The organism is Faecalibacterium tardum (assembly GCF_040096515.1).
Lineage (GTDB): Bacteria > Bacillota > Clostridia > Oscillospirales > Ruminococcaceae > Faecalibacterium > Faecalibacterium tardum.
In genome coordinates, this window is the sequence record NZ_JBBMEO010000006.1 from 85,633 (window position 1) to 110,747 (window position 25,115).

The window sequence follows — 25,115 nt, forward strand, 5'->3', positions numbered from 1 at the left end:
GAAAAGCGGTGGTTTTATCTCCGGTTTCGTGTTACAATAAAGGCAAAAATCAACAAGCGGGAGGAGACCGAAATGCTGAAACTGGTTCTGGGCACTTCCGGCAGCGGCAAAACCACCCTGCTGTATGCCCGCATCCGTGCCCGTGCCGAGGCGGGAAAGCGCAGTATCCTGCTGGTGCCGGAGCAGTTTACTTCCAGCACCGAGGCGCGCATCTACCGGGAGCTGGGGGATGCCCTTTCCGGCATGGTGGAAAGCTATTCCTTCACCAGTCTGGCCGAGCATATCCTTGCGGCTCTTGGCGGCGCGGCGGTGCAGACCCTGACCGATGCCGGGCGGGCGGTGCTGGTGCGCCGTGCGCTGGAAGAATTGCAGGATAACGTGCACTACTACTACCGCCACCGGCGCAGCGCGGCCTTTTGCCAGATGGCGGCAGAGACCATCGACGAGCTGAAAAGCGTCGGGCTTTCCGGGCAGCAATTGCAGGAGCTTGCCCGGGACTGCGGCACCGAGAGCGCAAAGCTGGGCGAGCTGGCACTCATCTTTCAGGGCTACGAGAGCCTGCTGGCGGGCACCGGCATGGACCCCGCCGATCGTCTGGAGCTGGCTGCCGACCGTCTGGAAGCCGCGCTTGCCCGGGACGAATTGCCGGACTTTCTGTGCGAGCGCGAGGTGTTCATTGACGAGTTTGACACCTTCAACGCGCCCAAAAAGCGGCTGATGGGCGCGATGCTGGCCGCCCTGCCCGCCGTGACGGTGGCACTGTGCGAGGACGGCGCACCCATGCAGCCCGGGGACCTGGAACTGTTCTCCGGTGCAAAGCAGGTGGCGGCGCAGCTGCGCCAGCTGGCGCGCAAAAACGGCGCACAGGTGGCCGCGCCGGAGCTGCTGCGGCGGGACCTGCGCCATAAAGATGCCCCGGGGCTTGCCGCCCTGACCGAGCTGCTGGAGACCGGCAGCTGCACCCCGCCGGAAAGGGCCACGGAGCTGCGGCTGTTTGCCGCCGCCAGCCGGGAAGAGGAAGCACGCTGTGCCGCAGCCGCTATCCGCCGCCTGATGCGGCAGGGGGTGCGCTGCGGAAAAATTGCGGTGGTCTGCCGCGATATCAGCCTGTACCGGGCTGCGGTGCGGTACGAGTTCCGCATGGCAGAGATCCCTCTGTACTGCGATGAACCCACCACCCCGGAGTTCAGTGCTCCCGCCACGGCGGTGCGGGCACTGCTGGCATTGCTGCGGGGCGCGGACATGACCGAGCAGCTGACCGTGCTGGCTAAGACCGGCCTGTGCGGCCTGACCGAGCCGGAAGTCTGCGCGCTGGAAAACTACGCCTACACATGGTCGCCCAATGCAGCGGCGTGGCGGGCAGAGTTTACCAAAAGCCCCCGGGGCTTCGGTGACGCCGAACTGACCGAGGAAGATACGCTGAACCTGACCCGCGCCGAAAACGCCCGCAAAAAGCTGGTGACGGCGGTGGATACCCTGCGCAGCAAGGTGCGCAGCGCCAACGCGGAACAGATCAGCCGGGCGCTGTATTTCTGCCTGAAGGAACTGGGCGCAGAGGGACAGCAAGCCGCGCAGGTGGAGGATATCCGCGCCGCCCGGGGCATCCCGGCGGCAGAGGAAGCCGCCCGCGAGTGGAACGTGGTGATGCAGCTGCTGGACGAGATGGCGCGGCTGCTGGGCAGTCAGGGCATCACTGTGCCGGAGTACGAGGATCTTTTCAGCCTGCTGCTGCGCTCCTCCGACCTTGGGCACATCCCGCAGACGCTGGATGCGGTGGTGCTGGCAAGTGCCGGCAAAATGCGTCTGGATGCACCGGACTATGTATTTGTGCTGGGGCTTGCGGAGGGAGAATTTCCCTGTACCCCCGCAGAAAGCGGCCTGCTGACCCACGCCGACCGCGACCTGCTGATGGCAAAACAGATCGACCTGCCGGACTGCTTTGAAAACCGCGTGGTGCGCGAGCAGGTCTGTTTTTATAAAGCCCTTACTGCCCCGGCAAAGGGGCTGTGGATGAGCTGGCCGAAAGGGCAGGGGCAGACCCTGTGCGCTGCGCTGGAGCCCATCGTGGAGGCGTTGCAGCCCGCCGCGCCGCAGCTGGAACTCATTGACCTTGCCGCCACCCCCGCAGACGGCTTAGACGTGCTGGGCGGCGGCTGGCCGCTGACCGAGCTGGAGCGCGCCAGCCTGACCGAGGCGCTGCGCGCCCCCGGCGAAGGGGTACAGGCGCCACGGGGGCTTGCCCTGTTGCAGCGCATGGAGCAGGACCCGCCCCGGCAGGTGCAGGATCTGCCCACGCTGGAAATGCTGCTGGGCAGGCGGCTGCACATCTCGCCCAGCCAGCTGGAAAAATATTATACCTGCCGCTACGGCTACTTTTTGCAGTATGTGCTGGGGCTCAAACCCCGCCGCCGTGCAGAGCTTTCGGCCGACCAGAGCGGTACCCTGATGCACTGGGTCTTGCAGATGGCACTGGACCCCCACCCAGGGGCAGACAACCCCTGTGCCGGGCTGCGCCCCTTTTTGGAGCTGGATGATGCCGCCATGGCTGACCTTGCCGCTGCGCTGGTGGACGAGTACGCGCGGCGCTATCTGCCGGAGGATACCGCGCGCTTTGCCTATCTGCTCTCCCGGCTGAAAAAGAGCATGACCAGCCTGTTATGTTACCTGCGGGACGAGCAGAACCAGTCCCAATTCAAGCCCGTGGCCTGTGAGCTGAAAATAGGCCGGGGCGAGGATGCCGTGCCCGGGCAGGTGTACCGCCTGTCAGATGGGCGCACGGTGCAGCTGGTGGGCACGGTGGACCGCGCGGACGAGTGGATCGAGGACGACGGCACCCGCTGGGTGCGGGTGGTGGACTACAAGACCGGCAGCAAAAAGCTGGACTTAAAAGAAGTCTACTGCGGGCTGGACTGCCAGATGCTGCTGTATCTGTTCAGCCTGACCCGGGATTCCGGCGGGCGCTTTACCGGCGCACAGCCGGCGGGCGTGTTGTATCTGCTGGCCGACCCCGCCCCCCAGACCCTGCCCCGCGGGCAGGCTGCCCGGGCGGTGGAATACCAGCTGGACGGCCTTGTGCGGGACGAGCAGAAGATCTTTGACGCAATGGATGCGGACGAAACGGGCAAGTATCTGCCTTTCGGCTACCGCAACGGCGCACCCAGCCCCTACCAGAAGGACAAACGGGCCGACAGCGCCAAACTCAGCCGCATCCAGCTGCATCTGGACGACCTTGTTACCCAGATGGGCGAGCAGCTCTACGGCGGGCAGATCGACGCCGAGCCGCTGGTGGTGAGCAGCAGCAAAAGCCCCTGTACTTGGTGCGATTACAGCTTTATCTGCTGCCACGAGACCGGGGTGCACGAGCGTGCGCTGGAAGCCCCTGCAAAGCCCTTTGAACCCGAGGAAGAACCCGAAGAAAAGGAGGAACAGCCGTGAGCGGACCCAAATGGACCCCGGCGCAGCAGGCTGCCATTGCCGACCGGGGCGGTGCGCTGCTGGTAAGCGCAGCCGCAGGCAGCGGCAAGACCGCCGTGCTGACCGAGCGTGCGGTGCAATTGATCACCGACCCGGAGCACCCGGTCAACGCCGACCGGCTGCTCATTGTCACCTTTACCAATGCGGCGGCGGCAGAGCTGCGCGCCCGCATCGGGCAGGCGCTGCTGCACCGCAGCCAGCTGCAGCCCGGCAATGCCATGCTGCGCCGCCAGCGGATGCTGTTGCAACGCGCGCCCATCTGCACCATTGATGCTTTTTGTCTGAACCTGCTGCACAAGTATTTTCAGGCACTGGATATCCCGCCGGATTTTGCCCCGGCAGACCCCGGCACCGTGCAGCTGCTGCGGGGGGCGGCGTTGGCTGAAACGCTGGAAAACGCTTACCGCGACCCGGATTTCTGCGCCTTTGCAGACCTGTACGGCAAGGGACGCACGGATAAACCGGCAGGCGATGCCATTTTGCAGATCTACGACTTTTTGCGGGCGCTGCCGGATTATGACCGCAAGCTGGACGAATTTCTTGCGCCATACGAGCAGGAAAACGGCTTTGCCGCCACCTGCTGGCATGATCTGCTGCTGGCCGATGCTGCCCGCTGCGCCAAGGCTGCGCGGGAGCTGTTGAAGGCAGCACTGGCCGACTGCCATGCGGATTTTGACCAAGAACAGGCAGCTGCTGAGGAAAAAAAGACTCCATCCGCCCGGGCAAAGGTACAGGCCGCGGTGGCAGAAAAATACGAGGAAGCCGGTACAAGACTAGAAAAAGCCGCCGCCCTCTTTGCGCAGGCAGAGCAGCTGGCTGCTGCCGGGCAGTGGGACCCGCTGTACGACTTGCTCACCCCCTATGTGCTGGGCATGGAGGAAGCGCCCGGGCTGAAAGGCATGAAAAAGCGTCTGGGCGGCGACCACAAGGCGGAGATCAAGACCCGCTCGGACGAAGCCGCCGCTTTGTTTGAGCAGATGACCCAGCTCATCTGCTGCTCCGAGGCCGAAGCTGAGACCGATCGGCAGATCACCCTGCCCCGGCTGCGGGCGCTGTTTGCTGCCGTGCGGGACTTCGATGCCCGGTTCACGGACAGAAAACGGGAGCGCAAGCTGCTGGAATTCAGCGATTTTGAACACCTTGCCCTGCGTCTGCTGCGCACCCCGGAGGGCACGCCCACCCCCCTGTGCGAGAACATCCGGCAGGACTACGCCGCCGTGATGGTGGACGAATATCAGGACACGAACGCCCTGCAGGATGCCCTTTACCGCTGCCTTGCCGCCCCGGCGGGGGACAACCTCTTCCTAGTGGGCGACCTGAAACAGAGCATCTACCGCTTCCGGCAGGCAGAGCCGGGCATCTTCCGGCAAAAGCTGGACAGCTGGCCGCTGCTGCCGGGCGCAAAAGCCCGTCCCCGCCCGCCGGAGGGCACCCCGGGCACGGACGCACTGCTGGCGCTGGATGCAAACTTCCGCTCCGCACCGCAGGTGGTGGCGGGCATCAACTATCTCTTTGAGCAGCTCATGACCCCGGAGCTGGGCGATACCGCCTACGGTGACGGGCAGCGTCTGGCCTGCGGCGCGCCCGGGGAATATCAGGGCAGCGTGGAGGTACAGTTTCTGCCGGACGATGAGACGGAAACCGATGCGGGATGGATCGCCGAACGCATCGCGCAGCTGGTTTCTGCCGGGGAGCCGGTGCGGGAGGGCAGCACCACCCGCCCGGTGCGGTACGAGGACTGCTGCATTCTGCTGGCGGCGCGCACCGAGTTCCCGGCGTATGTGGAGGCTCTGACCGCCCGGGGCATCCCGGTATACGCCGACGCCCGGGAGAACCTGATGCTTGCGCCCCACATCCGCCCCCTCATCGCCCTGCTCAAGGTCATCGACGACCCCTCGCAGGATATCTATCTGGCCGCTGCCATGCTGGGCCCCATGTTCGGCTTTACCGAGGACGACCTTGTGCGGCTGCGCGCCCGCAGCCGTCAGGTACAGGCCGAACCGGACAAAAAGCCCGCCCGCATCAGTCTGTACGGCGCGCTGCTGCTGACGCTGGAGGACCCGGCAGAGGATCCCTTTACCGAGAAGGTGAAGGACTTCTACGCCCACCTCACTGCCCTGCGGCAGATGGCGCGCAGCGCCCCGGCGGAGCAGCTGCTGGAAGAAATTTTTGCCTCCACCGGCTATCTGGCGGCGCTGGGTGTGCTGGAAAACGGCGCCCGCCGCCGGGAGGATGCCCGCCGCTTTGCCAACTTCTGCGCCACTTCCGGTACAGGGGGCATCTCGGCGCTGGTGCGCGCTATTGATGCCGCCGCACAGGCCGGCAGCACCGGACAGGACACCGTACCCAGCGGAGTGCACCCGGGGTGCGTGTCCATCATGACCATCCACCGCTCCAAGGGCTTGCAGTTCCCGGTAGTGTTCGTGGGGGATACAGCCCGCAAGTTCAATGCTTCGGATATCCGTCAGCCGGTGCTGGTGCACCGCACTTTCGGCGCAGGGCTGCGGCTGCGGCCGGAAAACGGCGAGGGCGCCTACAAGACCGCCGCCTACACCGCGCTGGCCGCTGTCCACGCCAAGGAGCTGCGCAGCGAACAGATGCGCCTTTTGTATGTGGCGCTCACCCGTGCACAGGATAAGCTCATCCTCACCGCACCTCTGAGCAACGGCAAGGGCACAAAGCCCTTTGCCAAGGCAGCGGCTTTTCTGGCTGCCGGGGCGGGGGCCACACTGCACCAGCAGGCCAACAGCTTTGCCGACTGGCTGCGGGCGGCGCTGCTGGTGCACCCGGACGGCGGGGTGCTGCGGCAGCTTTCCGGCAACCGGGAGCTGCTGTTTGTGCAGACCGAAAGCGTGATGGCTATCAGGGTGTGTGACGATGCCGTGCAGCTGTCCGAGGAAATAGATACGGATACACCGGACGAAACGCCGGAGACCGACCCGGCACTGGTGGAGAAACTGCGGCAGAACTTTGCGTGGCAGTACCCGGCGGCAGCGCTTGCGCAGGTGCCCGCCAAGGTCAGCGTGACCAGCATCGTGCACAAGACCGAACAGACCACGCTGGAGCGCCCGGGCTTCCTTTCCAAGGACGGCCTGACCGCCGCCGAGATGGGCACCGCGCTGCACGCCTTTCTGGAGCATGCGGACTTTGCCTGGCTGGCTGCGGCCAAGGCTGCGGGCACGCTGGACAAGGCCATCCCGGCAGAGCGGGACCGTCAGGTGGCATTGCAGCTGACCGCCCCGGAGATCGCGGAAAAGCTGGATGCGGTGTGCATCCGCCGTTTTGTGGAAAGCGAAGCCTTTGCAAAGATCTGCGCCGCCGAGCAGGTGCTGCGGGAGCTGCCCTTCATCACGGCGCTGCCCGCCGGTGCAGTGCTGGCGGCGCAGGGGCACGAGGAACTGCCCGCCGCCGCAGACGCGCAGGTGCTGGTGCAGGGCATTGCCGACCTTGTGCTGGTGTACCCGGATCATCTGGAACTGCTGGACTACAAGACCGACCGCCGCAAGGCGGAAAGCGATTTCCTGCGCGCCTACCGCGCCCAGCTGAACCTCTACGCCATTGCCATCGAAAAGCGCTTTGCGCCTAAAAAGGTGACCTATAAGGGCATCTACTCCTTTGCACTGGGCAAACTGATCGAGGCATAAAAGGGAAAAGTCATATTTTTTCCAAAGAACGCATAAAAAGTGCTTGACAGGGCGGGCTGAACGTGGTAGAATGGCTGGGTAAAGAAAGCAGCTACGGCCTGTGCCGCGCTCGCCTTGTGGGAGAATGTCCCCGGGCTATACCCGAAACAGCAGCTTATTCCTTTGCGAACGCTGCGGCTTTGTGTGAAATTTCGCGCGGCTGTCCAGAATATGGGCGGCCGCGTTTTCTATGCCAAATATTGCAACACTATGGATTTTGTTTGGAGGTGCATTCATTATCGCTACCGCTGGAAAGTCGAAGGAACTGGAGATCAACGGCCAGATCCGTGATCGTGAGGTTCGCCTGATCGGTGCTGACGGCGAGCAGAAGGGCGTTGTGTCCATTCAGGTGGCCATGCGCGCTGCAGAAGAAGCCGGGCTCGATCTGGTAAAGATCGCACCGCAGGCTGTGCCGCCTGTGTGCAAGGTGCTGGACTACGGTAAATACCGTTTTGAACAGCAGAAGAAGGAGAAGGAAGCCAAGAAGAACCAGAAGGTTGTCGAGGTCAAGGAGACCCGCCTTTCGCTCAATATTGACACCAACGACTTCAACACCAAGCTCAACCAGACTGCCAAGTTCCTGGCAGCCGGACACAAGGTAAAGGTTTCGATCCGTTTCCGCGGCCGCGAAATGGCGCACAGTGCTCTGGGCGCAGACGTGCTGAAGCGGTTTGCCGAGGCGCTGCCTCAGGCATCCACCGATAAGCCGCCCGTGCTCGAGGGCCGCACGATGTCCATTCTGCTGATCCCGAAACCCAATAAGGACTAATTTTAGGAGGAAACTAAAATGGCTAAGATGAAACTGAAGACGCACTCCGGCGCTAAGAAGCGCTTTAAGCTGACCAAGAACGGCAAGATCAAGCGTGGTCATGCATTCCGCAGCCACATCCTGACCAAGAAGACCACCAAGCTGACCCGTGGCTACCGTCAGCCCAGCTACGTTGATAAGACCAACGCAGCTACCATCAAGAGCATGCTGCCCTACGCCTAAGAGCGAGCCGCAGGTACACAAAACTTTCTACGAGATACTAAAGGAGATATAAAAAATGGCACGTATCAAAGGCGCAACCATGACCCACAAACGTCGTAAGAAGATGCTGAAGCTGGCCAAGGGCTTTTACGGCTGCAAGAGCAAGCACTTTAAGATGGCCAAGCAGCAGGTCATGAAGAGCGGTAACTACGCTCTGGCTGGCCGCCGCATGAAGAAGCGTCAGTTCCGCAACCTGTGGATCTGCCGTATCAACAACGCAGTTCGTCCTCTGGGCATGAACTACTCCACCTTCATGGCTGGCCTGAAGAAGGCAGGCATCGAGCTGAACCGCAAGATGCTGTCCGAGATGGCCATCAACGATCCTCAGAGCTTTGCCGCTCTGGTCGAGACCGTGAAGAACGCCTGATAAAGACCTTGCATCGTGACGCCCGCGCGTATACGCGGGCGTCCGTTTTGTATCCGGGCATTTTTTGCGGCCAGGGAAACAAGGCAACGGGGCAGCGCCCTGCCGCAGAAACCTGCGGCAGACGCTGCCCTTTTTCTATTATATCCAAAGCAGAACGCATACACACCTGTTCAGGAGGAACGCATGGACGAAAAGATCACCAGCCGGGAAAACGCAAAAATAAAATATGCCTGCCGCCTTGCTTCCAGTACAGCATTCCGCCGCACTGAGGGGCGTTTTCTGGCCGAAGGGCGCAAGCTGTGCCCGGAGCTTTGCCGCGGTGCAGAGCTGGAGACCCTGTTTTATACCGAAAATGCGCTGGAAAAGTGCCCGGAGCTTGCCGCTTTGCCGGGCGAGCATTATCTGGTAGAGGATCATGTGGCGGACAAGCTGGCAGACGTGGGCACCCATCAGGGCGTGTTCGGGGTGTTCCGCACCCCGGTGCATACCTTGGAGGAGGTGCGCCCCGGCGGGCGGTATCTGGCACTGGAGCGGGTGCAGGACCCCGGCAATGTGGGTACTTTGCTGCGCAGCGCAGCGGCCTTTGGCTTTGACGGCGTTATCCTGAGCGAGGGCTGTGCCAGTGTCTACGCCCCCAAGACCCTGCGCGCCTCCATGGGCGCAGCGGTGCGCATCCCGGTCATTGAGACCGGTGCCATGCCGCAGGCCATCGCCCTGCTGCGGGAAAAAGGCATCACCTGCCTTGCGGCGGCGCTGTACCAGTCCCAGCCGCTCAGCGCGGCAAAGGCCGGGTATCCCGGCGGTGTCTGCGTGGTCATCGGCAGCGAGGGACAGGGTCTGACTGACCAGACCATCGCCGCCTGCAACAGCACGGTGCGCATCCCCATGACCGACCGGGTGGAAAGCCTGAACGCCGGCATCGCGGGCAGCATCCTGCTGTGGCATTTCCGGGAGGAGAGCCTGTGACCGGGCAGACCAGCCTGTTCCCGCCGGAGCCTGCACCCGACCCGCTGCTGTGCTGGCTGTGGCTGTCGCAGGTGCTGGGACCCGCCAGCCTCCACGCCGGAAAGGTGCTGGACGCCTTTGGCGGCGCACAGGAGGCGTGGGAAGCACGGGAGACCGAGGAATTCCGGCAGGCGGCAGGGGACGCAGCCTTTAAGCGGGCAGCGCAGCTGGATGCAGAAAGCTGCCACACGCTGGTGATGCAGTGCGATGCTCTGCGGGTGCGCATCCTGCCCTTTGACGACCCGGATTACCCGCTGGCCTTTTCCCGCATCCCGGATATGCCGCTGGTGCTCTACTGCACCGGCGACCCCCGCTGGCTCAACGAGCCCGGGGCGGTGGGCATCGTGGGCAGCCGCAAACCTACGGAATACGGTCTGAACGCAGCGGCAGATATCGGCGGGGAACTGGCAAAAAACGGCGCCATCATCGTCAGTGGTCTGGCCGATGGGCTGGACAGCGCCGGACACCGGGCGGCAGTGAAAAACGACTGTCCCACCATTGCGGTGATGGGCGTACCCATCGACCGTACCTACCCGGCAGCCAATGCCGCTCTGCGGCAGAAAATCGAGCACAAGGGCTGCGTCATCAGCGAGTACCCTCCCTGCGGCGAGGGCGTAGGCCCCAACGGCTTTTTGCAGCGTAACCGGCTTATCGCGGCGCTTTCCTCTGCCGTACTGGTGGTGGAAGCGCGGGAAAAAAGCGGCACCATGTCCACCGTTGCCCACGCCGAGCGCTACGGCAAGCCGGTGTATGCCGTGCCGGGGAGTATCTACTCCCCCAACTCCGCAGGCACGAACGGCCTGCTGCGGGACGGCCGCGCCCGGGCCGTGGCGGGCGCAGCCGACCTGCTGGCGGCGCTGGGACTGCATACCCGGCAGGCAGCACCGGCAGCTGCAAAGCAGCCTGCACCCCTGAGCGATACCGAGCGCCGGGTGCTGGCGTGCATCGGACCAAAGCCCGTGGGCATCGAGGAACTGTGCGTGAGCACCGGCCTGTCCATGTCCGCGCTGCTGGGCACCCTGATGAAGCTGGAACTGACCGGCCGGGTGTACAAGCAGCCGGGGCAGCGGTATGTGCTGCGGTAAAATTGTGGAATATTTCCGCTGGTAAAGCACACAACAGCTGTGGTACAATAATATGAGCGAATGACCGTGCATCCCTTTGGGGGGCACGTTGCAGATAGAGGAGAAAAGAAGAAATGGCGAAACTGGTTATCGTGGAGTCGCCTGCAAAGGCGAAAACCATCGGCAAATATCTGGGCGATGACTACGAGGTCACCGCCAGCATGGGTCATATCCGCGATCTGCCCGCATCTCAGCTGGGCATCGATGTGGAGCATGGCTATACCCCGCAATACATCAGCATCAAGGGCAAGGAAAAGCTCATCAAGGAACTGAAGAGCAAGGCCAAACACGCCGACGGCGTGCTGCTGGCGACCGACCCGGACCGCGAGGGTGAGGCCATCAGCTGGCATCTGGCCAATATTCTGGGGCTGGACCCCCACGAGCCCAACCGCGTCACCTTTGACGAGATCACCAAAAAGGGCGTGAAGGAGGGCATGTCCCACCCCCGCGCCATTGACGAAGATCTGTTCAACGCCCAGCAGGCGCGCCGCGTGCTGGACCGTCTGGTGGGCTATAAGCTCAGTCCGTTCCTGTGGCGCAAGGTGCGCCGCGGCCTGTCCGCAGGCCGTGTGCAGAGCGTGGCGGTGCGGCTGATCGACGACCGGGAAAAGGAGATCGAAAACTTTAAGCCCGATGAATACTGGAACGTGGACGCCACCTTGGGTGCCGGGCACAAAAGCTTTGTGGCACGCCTTGCCACGGACGCCAACGGCAAAAAGCTGCTGCCCAAAAGCGAGGCCGAGGCACGCGCCATTGAAAAGGGTTTGGAGGGCGCAAGCTATGTGGTGAGCGAGCTCAAGCGCGGCAAGCGCGCAAAGCAGCCCACCCCGGCCTTTATCACCAGTACCCTGCAGCAGGAGGCCTCCCGCCGCTTAGGCTTTACGGCCACCCGCACCATGCGCGCCGCCCAGACCTTGTACGAAGGCGTGGATATTGCCGGGCACGGCATGATGGGTCTGATCACCTATATGCGTACCGACAGTCTGCGTATCTCGGACGAGGCTGTGGCTGCCGCCAAGGAGTATATCGCCGGTGCTTACGGCGAGGCGTATATCTGCCCCTATAAGCGCACATGGAAGACCAAGAGCGCCACGGCAGCACAGGACGCCCACGAAGCCATCCGTCCCTCTGTGCCCTCCCTGACCCCGGACGAGGTGGACAAGAGCATCAGCGGCGACACCGCAAAGCTGTACCGCATGATCTGGAGCCGCTTTATGGCCAGCCAGATGGCAGACTGCCAGCAGGACACCGTGTCGGTCACCGTCAGCGCGGCGGATTACCACTTCAAAGCCAGCGGCTACACCGTGACCTTTGACGGCTTTACCGCCCTGTACGAGGAAGCAACCGACGAAAAGGAAAAAAAGAAAACCAACCTTCCCCCGCTGGAGCAGGGACAGGTGCTCAAGCTGCGGGAGCTGAAGAGCGAGCAGAAGTTCACCCAGCCGCCCGCCCGCTACACCGAAGCCACCCTCATCAAGGCGCTGGAGGAAAACGGCATCGGCCGTCCCTCCACCTATGCGCCCATCATCACCACCATCATCGACCGCGGCTATGTGGAGCGCGACCAGAAAAAGCTTAAACCCACCCTGCTGGGACGGGCTGTGGACGGGCTGATGCTGGAACAGTTCCCCCACATCGTGGACGTGGATTTCTCCGCGCAGATGGAGAAGAATCTGGATAAGGTGGAAAGCGGCAAGGCCGACTGGCGCAAGACCGTGGACGACTTCTATCAGGGCTTTGAAGCCAGTCTGGAGCAGGCCGAAAAGAACATGGAGGGCAAAAAGGTCAAGGTGCCGGACGAGCCATCCAGCGAGGTGTGCGACCTGTGCGGCCGCCCCATGGTCATCAAGGTGGGCAAGTACGGCAAGTTCTTGGCGTGCAGCGGCTTCCCGGAGTGCCGGGGCACCAAGCGCCTTGTCAAGGATACCGGCGGCATCTGCCCCAAGTGCGGCAAGGGACGTCTGCTGGAACGCAAGAGCTCCAAGGGACGCATCTACTACGGCTGCGAGCGCTACCCGGACTGCGACTTTATGACTTGGGATATGCCAGTGGCTACCAAATGTGAAAAGTGCGGCAGCACCCTGTTCCGCAAGGGCGGCAAGCTGTACTGCGCCAAGGAGGGCTGCGGCTTTGAGATGCCGGTGCCCAAAAAGGATTAAAGGAAAGACTAAATGAACGAATATAAAGTAACCATTCTGGGCGCGGGTCTGGCGGGCTGCGAAGCGGCTCTCTGGCTGGCGGGCAAGGGCGTGCAGGTAGATCTATACGAGCAGAAGCCCGTCCACTTTTCCCCCGCCCACAAAAGCGAGGGATTTGCGGAGCTGATCTGCTCCAACAGCCTGAAGGCTGAGCGGCTGGACTCTGCCTCCGGTCTGCTGAAGGAAGAGATGCGCCGCATGGGCAGCCGGCTGCTGACTGCCGCCGAGGAGACCCGCGTGGCCGCCGGCGGTGCGCTGGCGGTAGACCGCGATGCCTTCAGCGCCGCTGTCACCCGCATGGTGGAGCAGTGCGAGAATATCACCGTCCACCGGGAGCAGGTGGAAACCATCGACGAGAGCGCTCCCATTCTGGTGGCCACCGGCCCCCTGACCGACGGCGCACTGGCCGATGAGATCGGACGCCTGACCGGGGACGAGCGGCTGCATTTCTACGATGCCGTTGCGCCCATCGTCACTGCTGAAAGTCTGGACTACGGCAAGGTATTTGCTGCCTCCCGCTACGACCGGGGCGAAGCCGACTACCTGAACTGTCCCTTCAACAAGGCAGAATATGAGGCTTTCCATGCGGCACTTGCCAGTGCGGAACGTGCCCCCCTGCACGATTTTGACACCGGTGCAGAGCAGGGCGCAAAGCCCGACCCGGACGCCCACGGCAAAAAGGCCGATACCGTCACCGTGTACGAGGGCTGTATGCCCATTGAGATCATGGCTGCCCGGGGCGCCGACACCATGCGGTTCGGCCCGCTGCGCCCGGTGGGTCTGGTAGACCCCAACACCGGCCACCGTCCTTGGGCGAATGTGCAGCTGCGCGCAGAAAATAAGGAGCGCACCCTGTATAACATCGTGGGCTTCCAGACAAACCTCAAATGGGGCGAGCAGAAGCGGGTGTTCAGCATGATTCCCGGGCTGGAAAATGCGGAGTTTGTGCGCTATGGCGTGATGCACCGCAACACCTTTCTGGATGCGCCCCGGGTGCTCAGTGCCCAGCTGTGCCTGAAAGCACACCCCAACGTGTTTTTTGCAGGGCAGATCACCGGTTTTGAGGGCTATATGGAAAGCGCCGCCTGCGGTCTGCTGGCGGCACGCAATCTCTACGCCCGCTTGGAGGGCAGACAGCTGCCCCCGCCGCCCGCCGAGACCATGTGCGGTGCGCTGGTTCAGTACCTGACCACCGAGAACAAGAACTTCCAGCCCATGGGCGCAAACATGGGCATTCTGCCGCCGCTGCCCGCCGAGACCCGTCCCCGGGACAAGCGGCTGCGTTACATGGCACAGGCTGAGCGCGCTGTTGCCAGCTTCCAGCACTGGCTGGAGGAAACTGCTCTGTAAGGCAAACCACCTGAAAGGAGAAAACAGGTATGAAGATCATTGTGGACATGATGGGCGGCGACAACGCCCCGCTGGCTGTTCTGGAAGGCGCTGCACAGGCCGTCAAGGAGTACGGCGTGCAGCTGATCGGTGTGGGCAACGAGGCGCTGGTGCGCAAGACCGCCGCCGAGCACAACATTTCGCTGGACGGCATCGAGCTGGTGAACTGCACCGAGACCATCGAGATGTGCGACGAGCCCGCCCGCGCCATCCGCCAGAAGAAGGATTCCTCCATCGTGGTGGGTCTGAATATGCTTAAAGAGGGCAAAGGCGATGCCTTTGTCTCTGCCGGCAGCACCGGTGCGCTGCACGTTGGCGCCAGCCTCATCGTGCGCACCCTGCGGGGCGTCAAGCGCCCGGCACTGGCTACCATGGTGCCTGCAAAGCGGCAGGCTTATCTGCTGCTGGACTGCGGTGCCAATGTGGAGTGCCGCCCGGAGATGCTGGCCGCTTTTGCGGTCATGGGCAGCTGCTATGTGAACAAAGTAGAGGGACGCAAAAACCCCAGCGTAGCACTGGCCAACAACGGCGCCGAGGAGAGCAAGGGCACCCCCGTGCTGCGGGACGCTCATCAGCTGCTCAAGACTACCCCGGGCATCCGCTTTGTGGGCAATATCGAGCCGCGTGACGTGCCCAACGGCGAGGTGGACGTGGTGGTCTGCGACGGTTTTACCGGCAATGTCATCCTCAAGCTGACCGAAGGCGTGGCAAAGATGCTGCTGGGTATGCTCAAGCAGATGTTCCTTGCAAACCTTGGCGGCAAGCTGGCATATCTGCTGCTCAAGGGCGGCGTGACCGACCTGAAGCACCAGATGGACAGCGAGGAGTACGGCGGCGCACCCTTCCTTGGCGCAAAGCAGCCGGTCATCAAGGCACACGGCTCCTCCAAGGCAAAGGGCATCAAAAACGCCATCCGGCAGGCAAAGATCTGCGTGGAGAACGACCTGTGCGGCACCATGCAGTCCGCACTGGACGAGCTGGCCGCAGCGCAGAAAACTGAGGAATAAAAGGGAGTAAAAACGACCATGAGCCATCAGTTGGAAACTATCATCGGTTACAAATTCAAAAATCCGGAGCTGCTGGAGACCGCGCTTACCCACACCAGCTACGCCAACGAGAGCCGTACCCCGGTCAAGCACAACGAGCGGCTGGAGTTTCTGGGTGACAGCGTGTTGCAGATCGTGTCCGCAGACTACCTGTTCCACGCCTACGCCGACCGTCCGGAGGGCGATCTGACCCGCATCCGCGCCAGCCTTGTCAGCGAGGGTGCGCTGTTCCAGTTCGCACAGGAGATCGACCTTGGCGAGTATCTGCGTCTTGGCCGCGGCGAGGAGCGCTGCGGCGGCCGCACCCGTCCCAGCGTGGTGTCGGACGCCTTCGAGGCCGTTATTGCCGCCTTGTATCTGGACGGCGGCATGGAGGTGGCGCGCAAGTTTATCCTGCCCTTCATCACCGAGGGTAAGCACGCCGAGGCGGACTACAAGACCCGTCTGCAGGAGATCGTGCAGCAGAACCCGGAAGAGCGCCTGAGCTATGTGGTGGAAAGCGAGTCCGGCCCGGATCACGACAAGCATTTTGTGGTGGCAGTGCGCTTTAACTCCGACCGCGTGGCGCGGGGCGAGGGACGCAGCAAAAAAGCCGCCGAGCAGTGCGCCGCCAAGGAAGCGCTCAAGCTGCTGGGCGTGATAAAGGAAAAGTAAATGGTATTCAAGGAACTGGAGATCCAGGGCTTTAAAAGTTTTCCCGATAAAGTAAAGATCAGCTTTGATACCGGCGTTACCGGCGTGGTGGGACCCAACGGCTCCGGCAAGTCCAACCTTTCGGATGCAGTGCGCTGGGTGCTGGGCGAGACCAGCTCCCGCCAGCTGCGCGCTGCCGGCAAGATGGAGGACGTTATCTTTGGCGGCACCCGCAAGCGCAGCCCCATGGGCTTTGCGCAGGTGCGGCTGACGCTGGACAACACCGCCCACACGCTGGATGTGGACGCGGACGAGGTGACCATCGGACGCAAATACTACCGCTCCGGCGACAGCGAGTACACCATCAACGGGCAGGTATGCCGTCTGCGGGACGTGTACGAGCTGCTGCTGGATACCGGCATCGGCAGGGACGGATATTCGGTCATCGGTCAGGGACGCATTGCGGAGATCGTGGCAGCCAAAAGCAGCGAGCGCCGCGAGATCTTTGAAGAAGCCTGCGGCATTGCCAAGTATCGCTACCGCAAGACCGAAGCCGAGCGCCGTCTGGCTGCGGCGGGCGAGAACCTGAAACGGCTGCGGGATATCCTTGGCGAACTGGAAAGCCGGGTGGGCCCGCTGGAGAAAGAAAGCGCCAAGGCGCAGAAGTTTCTGGAACTGAGTGCCCAGCGCAAAACGCTGGAAGTGACCCTGTGGACCGATGGGGTGCACCGCGCCCGGGAAGCTGTGCGCCAGCAGGTGCGGGACTACGAGACCGCCCAGACCGACTACGAGCGTTTTGACCGGGAGACCAAAGCCGCCGAGCAGGAGGCTGAGGAGATCCGTATGCAGGCACAGCAGCTGACGGTTGCTGTCGAGCGCCTGAATGGGGATATCCGCAGCATCACCCAGCAGATCAGCGGCTCCGAAAGCCGCATCGCCGTGCTGGAAAACGATATTCTGCGCAACGACGAGAGCGCGGCTTCCTTACAACAGGAGATCGCCGCCGGGCAGCAGGACACCGCCGAAGCGGATGCCGCTTTGCAGCGCCACCGTGCCGTGGCAAAGACCATGGAAGCTGCGGGCGAAAAGCTTGCGGCAGAGATCGAAGCGCTGAATGCCGAACTTGCCCGGCTGGCAGATGCCAGTACCGCCAGCGGTGCCCGCAAGGACAGCCTGCGGGCAGAGCTTGCCGACCGCACCGCAAAGCGTACCGAGGCACAGGTGGCACAGGCGGCCGCCGAAGCAGCCGGAGACACCGCCCGGCAGCGTCTGCCTGCGCTGGAACAGAGCGCCCGGGACGCCGCCGCACAGTTGGAAGAGACAAAACAGGATCTGGCTGATACCGTAAAGTACCGGCAGACGCTGGAGGAAAACGAAAAGCAGCTGGGCAACATCCGCTCCGGTTTGGAGCTCAAGCTGCGCAGCCGCAAGGCCGCACTGGACGAAGCCGATGCCGCCGAGCAGCGGCTGGGCAGGGAACTGGATGCTGCCCGGCAGCGCCTTTCGGTGCTGCGGGAGCTGGAAAAGAATATGGACGGCTACCAGAACTCGGTGCGCGCGGTCATGCGCGCCGCCGGAGCCCGCCGTCTGCGGGGCGTTCTGGGGCCGGTATCCACCATCCTGAAAGTCGAGCCCGGGTGCGAGGTTGCCATCGAGACCGCACTGGGCGGTGCGCTGCAGAATATCGTGGTGGAAAACGAAGCCGCCGCGAAAGCCGCTATCGCTCTGCTGCGCAATGACCATGCAGGCCGCGCCACCTTTTTACCGCTGGATACCGTGCAGCCCGGCGTGTTCCGGGGGCGGCTGTCCGGCACGGCACGGCTGGCGTCTGCGCTGGTGCAGGCCGACCCCCGGTACGAGAATATCGTCTCGAACCTGCTGGGGCGTATCATCGTGGTGGAGGACATCAACGAAGCCTCCCGCGTGGCGCGGGACAACGGCTACCACAACAAGGTGGTCACCATGGACGGACAGGTGATCAATGCAGGCGGCAGCTTTACCGGCGGCAGCGTGCAGCGCAGCGCCGGTCTGTTCACCCGCAAGCAGGAAATGGAAGAGCTGCGCCTGAAGGCGGCCAAGCTGCAAAAGGACTGCCTTGCCGCACAGGAAAAGACCGACCAGTGCAAAGAGCAGGCGGACGCGTTGCAGGCAGAGCTGACCGCCACCGCCAGCGAGCAGATCACCGCCGCCAACGACCGGGTGCGTGCAGAGGCGGAGCAGAAGCGGCTGGAAGCCGCCGCTGCCCAGCTGGAAACTGCCGTGCAGAATGCGCAGCAGCAGATGGACGCCTTGCAGGTTGCGTTGAACGACAGCCGCGCCAAGGCCGATGCCGCTGCCTTGCAGCAGGCAGAGCTGACGGCGCAGATCGAGCAGCTGACTGCCGAGCTGAGCCGCATTGCAGAGGGCAGCGACAGCTTTCTGACCCAGCAGAACCAGCTGGCACAGGCGCTCAGCGCCAAGCGGCTGGAACAGGTGACCCGCCGCAAGGATGCGGAGCTGGCTTACAGCCAGATCGCTGCGCTGGAACAGCGTGCCAAGGACGCCGCTGCCCGCCGCACCGCGCTGGAAGAAAGCCTTGCCGCCCTTGCCGCCCGCAGCGAAGCCTGCCGCACCGAGATCGCGGCCATCCGCAAGGCCAAGACAGACAGCCAGACCACCATCACCCAAAAGGAGCAGGCCATCCGCGAAGCCACTGAAAAGCGGCTTGCCTGCCAGCAGAAGGAAACGGAAGCGCTGGCAAAGGCCCGCACCGCCTCCGACAGCCGCGAGGAGGTGGGCCGGGAGATGGCGCGCCTTGCCGAGCGCAAGACCGCTGCCGAGACCGAGTACGACCAGACCGTGGCAAAGCTGTGGGACGAGTACCAGCTCTCGGTCAGTCAGGCCGAGGAGCTGTGTGTAGAGTTCGACAGCCTGACCGCGCTGCGGGCACAGGTGGCAGACCTGCGCGGCAAGATCCGCGCCCTTGGCAGCGTGAATGTGAGCGCTATCGAGGAATACAAGGAGGTCAAAGCCCGCTACGATGAACTGTCCCGTCAGGTGACCGACGTAGAGGAGAGCCGCAACGAGCTGGGACGTATGATCGCAAAGCTTTCTGCCCAGATGCGGGAGATCTTCACCGACAGCTTCCGCGCCATCAACGAAAACTTCAGCCGTGTGTTCACCGAGCTGTTCGGCGGCGGCGAAGCCAGCCTTGTGCTGGAGGACGAAAGCGATGTGCTGGCCTGCGGCATCGGCATCCGGGTAGCCCCGCCGGGCAAGGTCATCAAGAATCTGGAAGCCCTTTCCGGCGGCGAGCAGGCGCTGGTGGCGATCAGCATCTACTTTGCCATTCTGGCGGTGAACCCCGCGCCCTTCTGCATTCTGGACGAGATCGAAGCCGCCTTGGACGATGCCAACGTGGTGCGGTTTGCCCAGTATCTGCGCCGCATCAGCGACAAGACCCAGTTCATCGTCATCACCCACCGCCGCGGCACCATGGAAGCCGCCAACGTGCTGTATGGCGTTACCATGCAGGAGGACGGCGTGTCCAAACTGCTCAAGCTGGATCTGGAACAGGTTGACGCAACGCTGGTTTCCTGATATAAAATAAACAGAAAATAGATAGGAGGACCACTATGGCGTTCTTCGGATTTGGAAAAAAAGAAAAAGACAAGATGAAAACGGGTCTGGAAAAGACCCGCACCGGTTTCTGGGGCAGCATTATGAACACCCTGACCGGCAGCGTCATCGACGATGAAATGTACGATGATCTGGAGGAGCAGCTGATCCTTGCCGATGTTGGCGGTGAGGTGGCGGTGCATCTGGTGGACAAGCTCCGCGATCGTGTGCGTGACAAGGGGCTGAAAACCGGTGAGCAAGCCGCAGATGCTCTGCGCGACATCATTGCCGAGGAGATGACCCCGGAGGCCGAGATGGCGCTGGACGGCAAGCCCGCCGTCATTCTGGTCATCGGCGTCAACGGCGTGGGCAAGACCACCAGCATTGCAAAGCTGGCTGATTACTACACCCGGCAGGGCAAGCGGGTCATGCTGGCCGCCGGTGATACCTTCCGTGCCGCTGCCAGCGAGCAGCTGGAGATCTGGGCAAGCCGTGCCGGTGTACCCATCGTCAGCGCGGGCGAGGGCGCAGACCCCGCCGCCGTCATCTTTGATACGGTCAAGTCTGCCACCGCACGCGGCTATGATATGGTCATTGCGGACACCGCAGGCCGTCTGCACAACAAATCAAACCTGATGGCAGAGCTTTCCAAGATCAGCCGCAGCGTCAAAAAGGCAAGCCCGGAGGCCAGCCTGGAGACCCTGCTGGTGCTGGATGCCATCACCGGGCAGAACGCCATCAGTCAGGCCAAGGAGTTCTGCAAGGCTGCCGATGCCACCGGCATCATCCTGACCAAGCTGGACGGCACCGCCAAGGGCGGCTGCGTTGTGGCGGTCAAGCAGCGTCTGGGCCTGCCGGTGCGCTTTATCGGCGTGGGCGAGGGCATCGACGACCTGCTGCCCTTTACCCCGGAGGGCTTTGTGGAAGAGCTGCTTCCCCGGGAATGGAAACACTAAAACAGAACCCTCTCACCGTTCCGTCCGCTTACAGCGGCGCGGAAACGGAGATTCCCCTCTCTGGCGCTGGACGCGCCATCTCTCCCCGGCCGGGGAGAGTCTTTCCTCTCAGGGGGAGCTTTGAAAGCGGAAGGAGTATCAAGATGAAAATTTGTGCAGCCACCGGCAACGCCGGTAAGCTCCGCGAGCTGCGCCGCATTCTGGAAGCGCAGGGACACGAGGTGGTCAGCCAGAAAGAGCTGGGCATCACCATCGAGCCGGAGGAGACCGGCACCACCTTTGCCGAGAATGCCCTCATCAAGGCAGAGACCATCTGCAAGGCCAGCGGCCTGCCTACCATCGCCGATGACTCCGGCCTGTGTGTGGACGCGCTGGACGGCGCACCCGGCGTGTACAGCGCCCGCTACTGCGGCCACCACGGCGACGATGAAGCCAACAACGATAAGCTTCTGGCTGCCATGCAGGCGGTGCCTGCCGGGCAGCGGGGGGCAAAGTTCGTCTCGGCGGTATGCTTCATCCTGCCGGACGGCCGGCACCTGACCTGCATGGGCGAGTGCCCGGGCAGAATTGCCTTTACACGGCTGTGCGGCGACTACGGTTTTGGCTACGACCCGCTGTTCATCCCCGCCGATTGCGGCGTGGGCAAAACGGACAAGCGCCCCAACACCGAGAAACGCAGCTACGCCCAGCTGACCCCGGACGAAAAGGACGCCATCAGCCACCGCGGCAACGCGCTGGCGGAGCTGGAAAAGCAGCTGCCCAGCTTTCTGGGAGAGTGAAGAGGCGCAAACTCAGCTGCGTTTGCCCCGGACGGTTGGTACTTTCTCTGAGGACCGTCCGCTGGGGTGGGACCCTGTTGCCCGCAGGGCAATAGGGCGGGCGATGGAATGGCCCGCTTCGTGTCCGAAGAGAAATGTACCAGCCGCCCGCGTCGCCTCCCATGAAAAAGTAAAATTGAAAAATCTGCAGATTTTTCAATTTTACAAAATATAAAAAAATTCCGCAATATCAACCTGAAAATAAAGGAGAAAAACTATGCTGACTAGCAAACAGCGCGCTATTCTGCGCGGCAAGGCAAATACCATGGACCCCGTTTACATCGTGGGTAAGGGCGAGATCGACGAGACCCTGATCCAGGGCGTCAAGGACTGTCTGGACGCCCGGGAGCTGATCAAGCTCAAAGTGCTGGAAAACAGTATGTACAACGCCCGCGAGGCCGCTGCCAAGCTGGCCGAGGCCACCGGCGCAGACTGCGTGCAGGTCATTGGCTCCAAGTTCGTGCTGTATCTGCAGAAGAAAAAGGACAGCGCCTACGCTGCCCTGCTGAAGTAAGATGAAGATCCTTCTCTATGGCGGCAGCTTTGACCCGCCCCATAACGGCCACCTGAATAACCTGCGTGCAGCGGCAGAACGCGTGCGCCCGGATAAGATCGTGGTGATGCCGGCAGGCACTTCTCCCTTTAAGCAGGGAACGAATGCCTCCGGTGCGTTGCGGCTGGAAATGTGCCGGTGCTTTGCGGCACTGGCGCAGGAGCCGGGTATGCCGCCGCTGGAAGTAAGCGGTTGGGAGGTGGCGCAGGCCGCAGCGGGCAGCCGCAATTATACCGTGCTCACGCTGGAAATGCTGGCAAGGGAAAACCCGGGCGCTGTGCTGTACCTTGCCATTGGCAGCGATATGCTGCTCAGCTTTGAGGGCTGGCACCGCTGGCAGGATATCCTGCGCATTGCGCGGGTGGTGGTCACCAGCCGGGATATCGGCGATGCCCCGGCGCTGCACGCAAAGGCAAAGCTGCTGGACCCGTCGGGCGGACGCATCCTGTTTGCCCCCGTGCAGGCGCTGCCTATGGCAAGCAGCCAGCTGCGGGCCCGGCTTGCCGCCGGAGAGGAGTGCAAAACCGAACTGCCGGAGGAAGTGCGCAGCGTCATCCGGCGGGAGGGACTATACCGGAACACAGAAGGAAGTAGCAGATAAATGGAGCTGAAACAGGCAAAGGAGCTTGTGCGCAGCCGGTTGAGCGATAAGCGCTACGAGCATACCATCAACGTGAAAAAAATGGCCGTCAAGCTGGCCAAGCACTACGGCACAGACCCGGAGCAGGCCGCACTGGCGGCGCTTTTGCACGATGCCGCCAAGGAACTGCCCAAGGACGAGATGCGCGTCATCATGCAGGCATACCCGGAATACGCGCAGGGCGGCGAAGCACGCCCCACGCCGGTGTGGCACGGCATCTGCGCCGCCATTCTGGCGCGTACCGAATGGGGCGTTACGGACGAAGCCGTGCTCAGCGCCATCGCCTGCCATACCGCAGGCAAGGCGGGCATGACCCAACTGGATAAGATCCTGTATCTGGCTGATATGACCAGTGCCGAGCGGGACTGGCCCGGGGTGGAAAAGCTGCGCAAGCTGGAAATGAAGGACTTGGACGCCGCCATGCTGGCGGCGCTCAAGCAGACCAACGGTTTTGTGCTGTCCGAGGGCAAGCCCCTTGACCCCGAAAGCAAGGCTGCCTACGAGGATATCTTAGCGCACAGCGGGCAGAATGAAGGATGAAACGCCGGACGCCGGTTAAAAATGGTTCCGGTCATCCCCGGATAAAACATTGCAGATTTTGCCGTACCATGCTATACTGAAGGATATGACAGGTCTGCAAGTAAAAAACTCTGCAGAGCAGTGAAAAGCTGGAGGATACAAAAAGCATGAGCCAGACGCCACGCCATATCAATACAGACCGCTCGCTCAGCCGCCCGGATCAGGCGGCGCGCGCCCCTAAGACTGCCCCGGAGCAGAACACCCGCAGCACCGCCGGGGCACAGCACGCCGCCCCGCCCCGCCGCCCGGCACAGCCCGACATGGGCGGGGATAATGCACCGCGCCGCCGCAAAAAGAAGAAAAAGACCCCGCTGTGGCTGCCCTTTGCCATTGTGATGGGGGTGATCGCCGTGATCTCCGGTGTGGTGGTGTACGGTGTGAGCCTTGTGAACAGGGTGGAGGACAGCATCCGCCCGGCAGAAAGCGCCCCCTCCATCGTGCAGGAGATCCAGACTGCCGAGGAGTACAAGGGCGATGTGGTCAACATTCTGGTCTGCGGCATCGACTTTGAAGAGGGACGCTCTTACAGCGACGCCAGCTCCAACGACGGCATGACGGATATGATCCTGTACTGCCAGTTCGATATCAAGGGCGGTGCGCTGCGGATGCTGCAGATCCCCCGCAATACGCTGGTGACCACCCAGAACCGTAAGCTTACCCTCTCCAACGGCAAGACCTATGCCGTTTCCAACTACCAGATCAACTCGGTGGCACTTTCCAACGGCGGCAGCATTGCCGCGCTGGCAGATGTCATCTACGACCAGTACCACCTGCCCATCGACTACTATGTCACCATCGATATGCAGGCACTGGTGGAAATGGTGGATAACTTCGGCGGCATCGAGGTGTATATCCCCCGGGATATGTCCTACGGCGGCAGTAAGCTGCTGAAGGGCTACCGCAATCTGAACGGTGCCTCGGCAGAGTTCTTTGTGCGCTGCCGCCACGGCGACGGCTACGCAAACTCCGATATCGACCGCTTGAATATGCAGCGCTACTTCTACGCAGGTCTGTTCAAGCGCGCCCGCGCCATGGGCATTACCGATATCCTGAACCAGCTGCCGCTGATATTCAAGGACTATATCCACACGGATATGGATATCACCACCATCGCAAAGCTGCTGGCGTCCTTCCTCAAGATCGACAGTTCCAATATCATTCTGGCGCAGACGCCGGTGTTTATGGGCGTGCCCAACGTGGGCAAGACCGACTCCTTTGCCGGTTATTCCTGCGTGGTGCCGGATGCCGGTTCCATCGCAAACCTGCTCAACCAGTATTTCTGCACCTACACCGGCCCGGTGGAGGTAAGCGAGCTGCACATGGTCACCGACCAGTGGCCCCACGGCAGCGCATCCACCGATGCCAACGTGCAGTATATGGGACGCATCGATAAGGAATCCGACGACGCCATCCTCAGCGGCGATACCGACCTTTCCGGCGCTGTGACCACCGATGGTCAGGCAGCGGGCACCGGACAGTAACAACAAAAACAATGCCCTGCACACCGGGTGCGGGGATGTTCCGACAGAAGGGAGAAACACATGGATAATTTCAACGACAGCAAGGCGCTTGCCATTGAGATCGCCAAGATTTTGGACAAGAAGAAGGCACAGGATGTGCGGGTGCTCAAGGTGGAAAGCCTGACCGTCCTGACCGATTACTTCGTCATCGCCTCCGGTACTTCCACCACACAGGTGGCATCTCTGGCCGACGAGGTGGAGTACGAGCTTTCGCAGAAGGGTCTGGAGCCTTACAGCACCGAGGGTCACGACACCAAGAACTGGGTGCTGCTGGATTACTCCAACGTCATCGTGCACGTCTTTGTGCCCAACAGCCGCGCTTACTATGATCTGGAGCACCTGTGGGCAGACGGCGAGCCGGTGGACATCTCGGAGTACCTGACCCCGGATAGCAGCATTGAATAATTAAGGCAAAAAGGTTTGCTTCTGGCAGAACCCGCTCCGTTATTGCGGCGCAATAGGGAAAGTTGGCAGAAAAGCTCCCCCCTTGGGGGAGCTGGCAG

Annotated in this window: 19 protein-coding genes; all 19 read left to right on the forward strand. The window is 62.3% G+C overall.

Features of this window, described 5'->3' with window-relative positions:
• Positions 1-72: 72 nt before the first annotated feature.
• Positions 73-3,435, forward strand: a complete 3,363-nt coding sequence (locus WMO44_RS06255) for a PD-(D/E)XK nuclease family protein (RefSeq protein ID WP_349152094.1) — start codon at positions 73-75, stop codon at positions 3,433-3,435.
• A complete protein-coding gene (locus WMO44_RS06260; protein WP_349152095.1) occupies positions 3,432-7,118 on the forward strand; it encodes a UvrD-helicase domain-containing protein in 3,687 nt (1,228 codons plus the stop codon). The genes WMO44_RS06255 and WMO44_RS06260 overlap by 4 nt, the downstream gene beginning before the upstream one ends.
• A gap of 229 nt (positions 7,119-7,347) precedes the next feature.
• Positions 7,348-7,926 (forward strand): translation initiation factor IF-3, encoded by a 579-nt coding sequence (infC, locus tag WMO44_RS06265; protein ID WP_055185860.1) that lies wholly within the window; start codon positions 7,348-7,350, stop codon positions 7,924-7,926.
• Positions 7,927-7,944: 18 nt separating this feature from the next.
• Complete coding sequence (gene rpmI / locus WMO44_RS06270; protein WP_005928215.1) at positions 7,945-8,148, forward strand: 50S ribosomal protein L35; 204 nt, start codon at positions 7,945-7,947, stop codon at positions 8,146-8,148.
• Between the two features lie 55 nt (positions 8,149-8,203).
• Complete coding sequence (rplT, locus tag WMO44_RS06275; RefSeq protein WP_005935552.1) at positions 8,204-8,554, forward strand: 50S ribosomal protein L20; 351 nt, start codon at positions 8,204-8,206, stop codon at positions 8,552-8,554.
• A 183-nt stretch (positions 8,555-8,737) separates the two neighbouring features.
• Positions 8,738-9,520 (forward strand): TrmH family RNA methyltransferase, encoded by a 783-nt coding sequence (locus tag WMO44_RS06280; protein WP_349152096.1) that lies wholly within the window; start codon positions 8,738-8,740, stop codon positions 9,518-9,520.
• Positions 9,517-10,644, forward strand: a complete 1,128-nt coding sequence (gene dprA / locus WMO44_RS06285; RefSeq protein ID WP_349152097.1) for a DNA-processing protein DprA — start codon at positions 9,517-9,519, stop codon at positions 10,642-10,644. The genes WMO44_RS06280 and dprA overlap by 4 nt, the downstream gene beginning before the upstream one ends.
• 113 nt (positions 10,645-10,757) lie before the next feature.
• Positions 10,758-12,842 (forward strand): type I DNA topoisomerase, encoded by a 2,085-nt coding sequence (gene topA / locus WMO44_RS06290; protein WP_349152098.1) that lies wholly within the window; start codon positions 10,758-10,760, stop codon positions 12,840-12,842.
• Between the two features lie 12 nt (positions 12,843-12,854).
• Positions 12,855-14,231, forward strand: a complete 1,377-nt coding sequence (gene trmFO, locus WMO44_RS06295; RefSeq protein ID WP_349152099.1) for a methylenetetrahydrofolate--tRNA-(uracil(54)-C(5))-methyltransferase (FADH(2)-oxidizing) TrmFO — start codon at positions 12,855-12,857, stop codon at positions 14,229-14,231.
• A 29-nt stretch (positions 14,232-14,260) separates the two neighbouring features.
• Positions 14,261-15,277, forward strand: a complete 1,017-nt coding sequence (gene plsX / locus WMO44_RS06300) for a phosphate acyltransferase PlsX (protein ID WP_349152100.1) — start codon at positions 14,261-14,263, stop codon at positions 15,275-15,277.
• An 18-nt stretch (positions 15,278-15,295) separates the two neighbouring features.
• On the forward strand, positions 15,296-15,970 hold the full coding sequence (gene rnc, locus WMO44_RS06305; protein WP_055185866.1) for a ribonuclease III: 675 nt from the start codon (positions 15,296-15,298) through the stop codon (positions 15,968-15,970).
• A complete protein-coding gene (smc, locus tag WMO44_RS06310; RefSeq protein WP_349152101.1) occupies positions 15,971-19,528 on the forward strand; it encodes a chromosome segregation protein SMC in 3,558 nt (1,185 codons plus the stop codon).
• A gap of 35 nt (positions 19,529-19,563) precedes the next feature.
• Entirely contained in the window at positions 19,564-20,502 is a 939-nt protein-coding gene (gene ftsY, locus WMO44_RS06315; RefSeq protein WP_005928244.1) for a signal recognition particle-docking protein FtsY, read from the forward strand.
• Between the two features lie 143 nt (positions 20,503-20,645).
• Entirely contained in the window at positions 20,646-21,281 is a 636-nt protein-coding gene (gene rdgB / locus WMO44_RS06320) for an RdgB/HAM1 family non-canonical purine NTP pyrophosphatase (protein ID WP_349152102.1), read from the forward strand.
• Between the two features lie 256 nt (positions 21,282-21,537).
• Positions 21,538-21,834, forward strand: coding sequence for a YhbY family RNA-binding protein (locus WMO44_RS06325; protein ID WP_005928250.1), 297 nt, complete (start codon positions 21,538-21,540; stop codon positions 21,832-21,834).
• 1 nt (position 21,835) lies between these two features.
• Positions 21,836-22,474 carry a nicotinate (nicotinamide) nucleotide adenylyltransferase gene (gene nadD / locus WMO44_RS06330; protein ID WP_349152103.1) on the forward strand — a complete coding sequence of 213 codons (639 nt, stop codon included), beginning with the start codon at positions 21,836-21,838 and terminating at the stop codon, positions 22,472-22,474.
• The gene (gene yqeK, locus WMO44_RS06335) at positions 22,475-23,053 is read left to right on the forward strand and encodes a bis(5'-nucleosyl)-tetraphosphatase (symmetrical) YqeK (RefSeq protein ID WP_349152104.1); all 579 of its coding nucleotides are present in this window, start codon (positions 22,475-22,477) and stop codon (positions 23,051-23,053) included.
• A 146-nt stretch (positions 23,054-23,199) separates the two neighbouring features.
• The gene (locus WMO44_RS06340) at positions 23,200-24,573 is read left to right on the forward strand and encodes an LCP family protein (protein WP_349152105.1); all 1,374 of its coding nucleotides are present in this window, start codon (positions 23,200-23,202) and stop codon (positions 24,571-24,573) included.
• A gap of 60 nt (positions 24,574-24,633) precedes the next feature.
• Positions 24,634-25,017, forward strand: a complete 384-nt coding sequence (rsfS, locus tag WMO44_RS06345; protein ID WP_015536738.1) for a ribosome silencing factor — start codon at positions 24,634-24,636, stop codon at positions 25,015-25,017.
• Positions 25,018-25,115: the final 98 nt, after the last annotated feature.

What these genes read in the sequence shown, in the direction of transcription:
- WMO44_RS06255 (WP_349152094.1), top strand. Translation starts at nt 73, where the DNA reads ATGCTGAAACTGGTTCTGGGCACTTCCGGCAGCGGCAAAACCACCCTG.
- infC (WP_055185860.1), top strand. Translation starts at nt 7,348, where the DNA reads ATGCCAAATATTGCAACACTATGGATTTTGTTTGGAGGTGCATTCATT.
- rpmI (WP_005928215.1), top strand. Translation starts at nt 7,945, where the DNA reads ATGGCTAAGATGAAACTGAAGACGCACTCCGGCGCTAAGAAGCGCTTT.
- rplT (WP_005935552.1), top strand. Translation starts at nt 8,204, where the DNA reads ATGGCACGTATCAAAGGCGCAACCATGACCCACAAACGTCGTAAGAAG.
- WMO44_RS06280 (WP_349152096.1), top strand. Translation starts at nt 8,738, where the DNA reads ATGGACGAAAAGATCACCAGCCGGGAAAACGCAAAAATAAAATATGCC.
- topA (WP_349152098.1), top strand. Translation starts at nt 10,758, where the DNA reads ATGGCGAAACTGGTTATCGTGGAGTCGCCTGCAAAGGCGAAAACCATC.
- trmFO (WP_349152099.1), top strand. Translation starts at nt 12,855, where the DNA reads ATGAACGAATATAAAGTAACCATTCTGGGCGCGGGTCTGGCGGGCTGC.
- plsX (WP_349152100.1), top strand. Translation starts at nt 14,261, where the DNA reads ATGAAGATCATTGTGGACATGATGGGCGGCGACAACGCCCCGCTGGCT.
- rnc (WP_055185866.1), top strand. Translation starts at nt 15,296, where the DNA reads ATGAGCCATCAGTTGGAAACTATCATCGGTTACAAATTCAAAAATCCG.
- smc (WP_349152101.1), top strand. Translation starts at nt 15,971, where the DNA reads ATGGTATTCAAGGAACTGGAGATCCAGGGCTTTAAAAGTTTTCCCGAT.
- ftsY (WP_005928244.1), top strand. Translation starts at nt 19,564, where the DNA reads ATGGCGTTCTTCGGATTTGGAAAAAAAGAAAAAGACAAGATGAAAACG.
- rdgB (WP_349152102.1), top strand. Translation starts at nt 20,646, where the DNA reads ATGAAAATTTGTGCAGCCACCGGCAACGCCGGTAAGCTCCGCGAGCTG.
- WMO44_RS06325 (WP_005928250.1), top strand. Translation starts at nt 21,538, where the DNA reads ATGCTGACTAGCAAACAGCGCGCTATTCTGCGCGGCAAGGCAAATACC.
- nadD (WP_349152103.1), top strand. Translation starts at nt 21,836, where the DNA reads ATGAAGATCCTTCTCTATGGCGGCAGCTTTGACCCGCCCCATAACGGC.
- yqeK (WP_349152104.1), top strand. Translation starts at nt 22,475, where the DNA reads ATGGAGCTGAAACAGGCAAAGGAGCTTGTGCGCAGCCGGTTGAGCGAT.
- WMO44_RS06340 (WP_349152105.1), top strand. Translation starts at nt 23,200, where the DNA reads ATGAGCCAGACGCCACGCCATATCAATACAGACCGCTCGCTCAGCCGC.
- rsfS (WP_015536738.1), top strand. Translation starts at nt 24,634, where the DNA reads ATGGATAATTTCAACGACAGCAAGGCGCTTGCCATTGAGATCGCCAAG.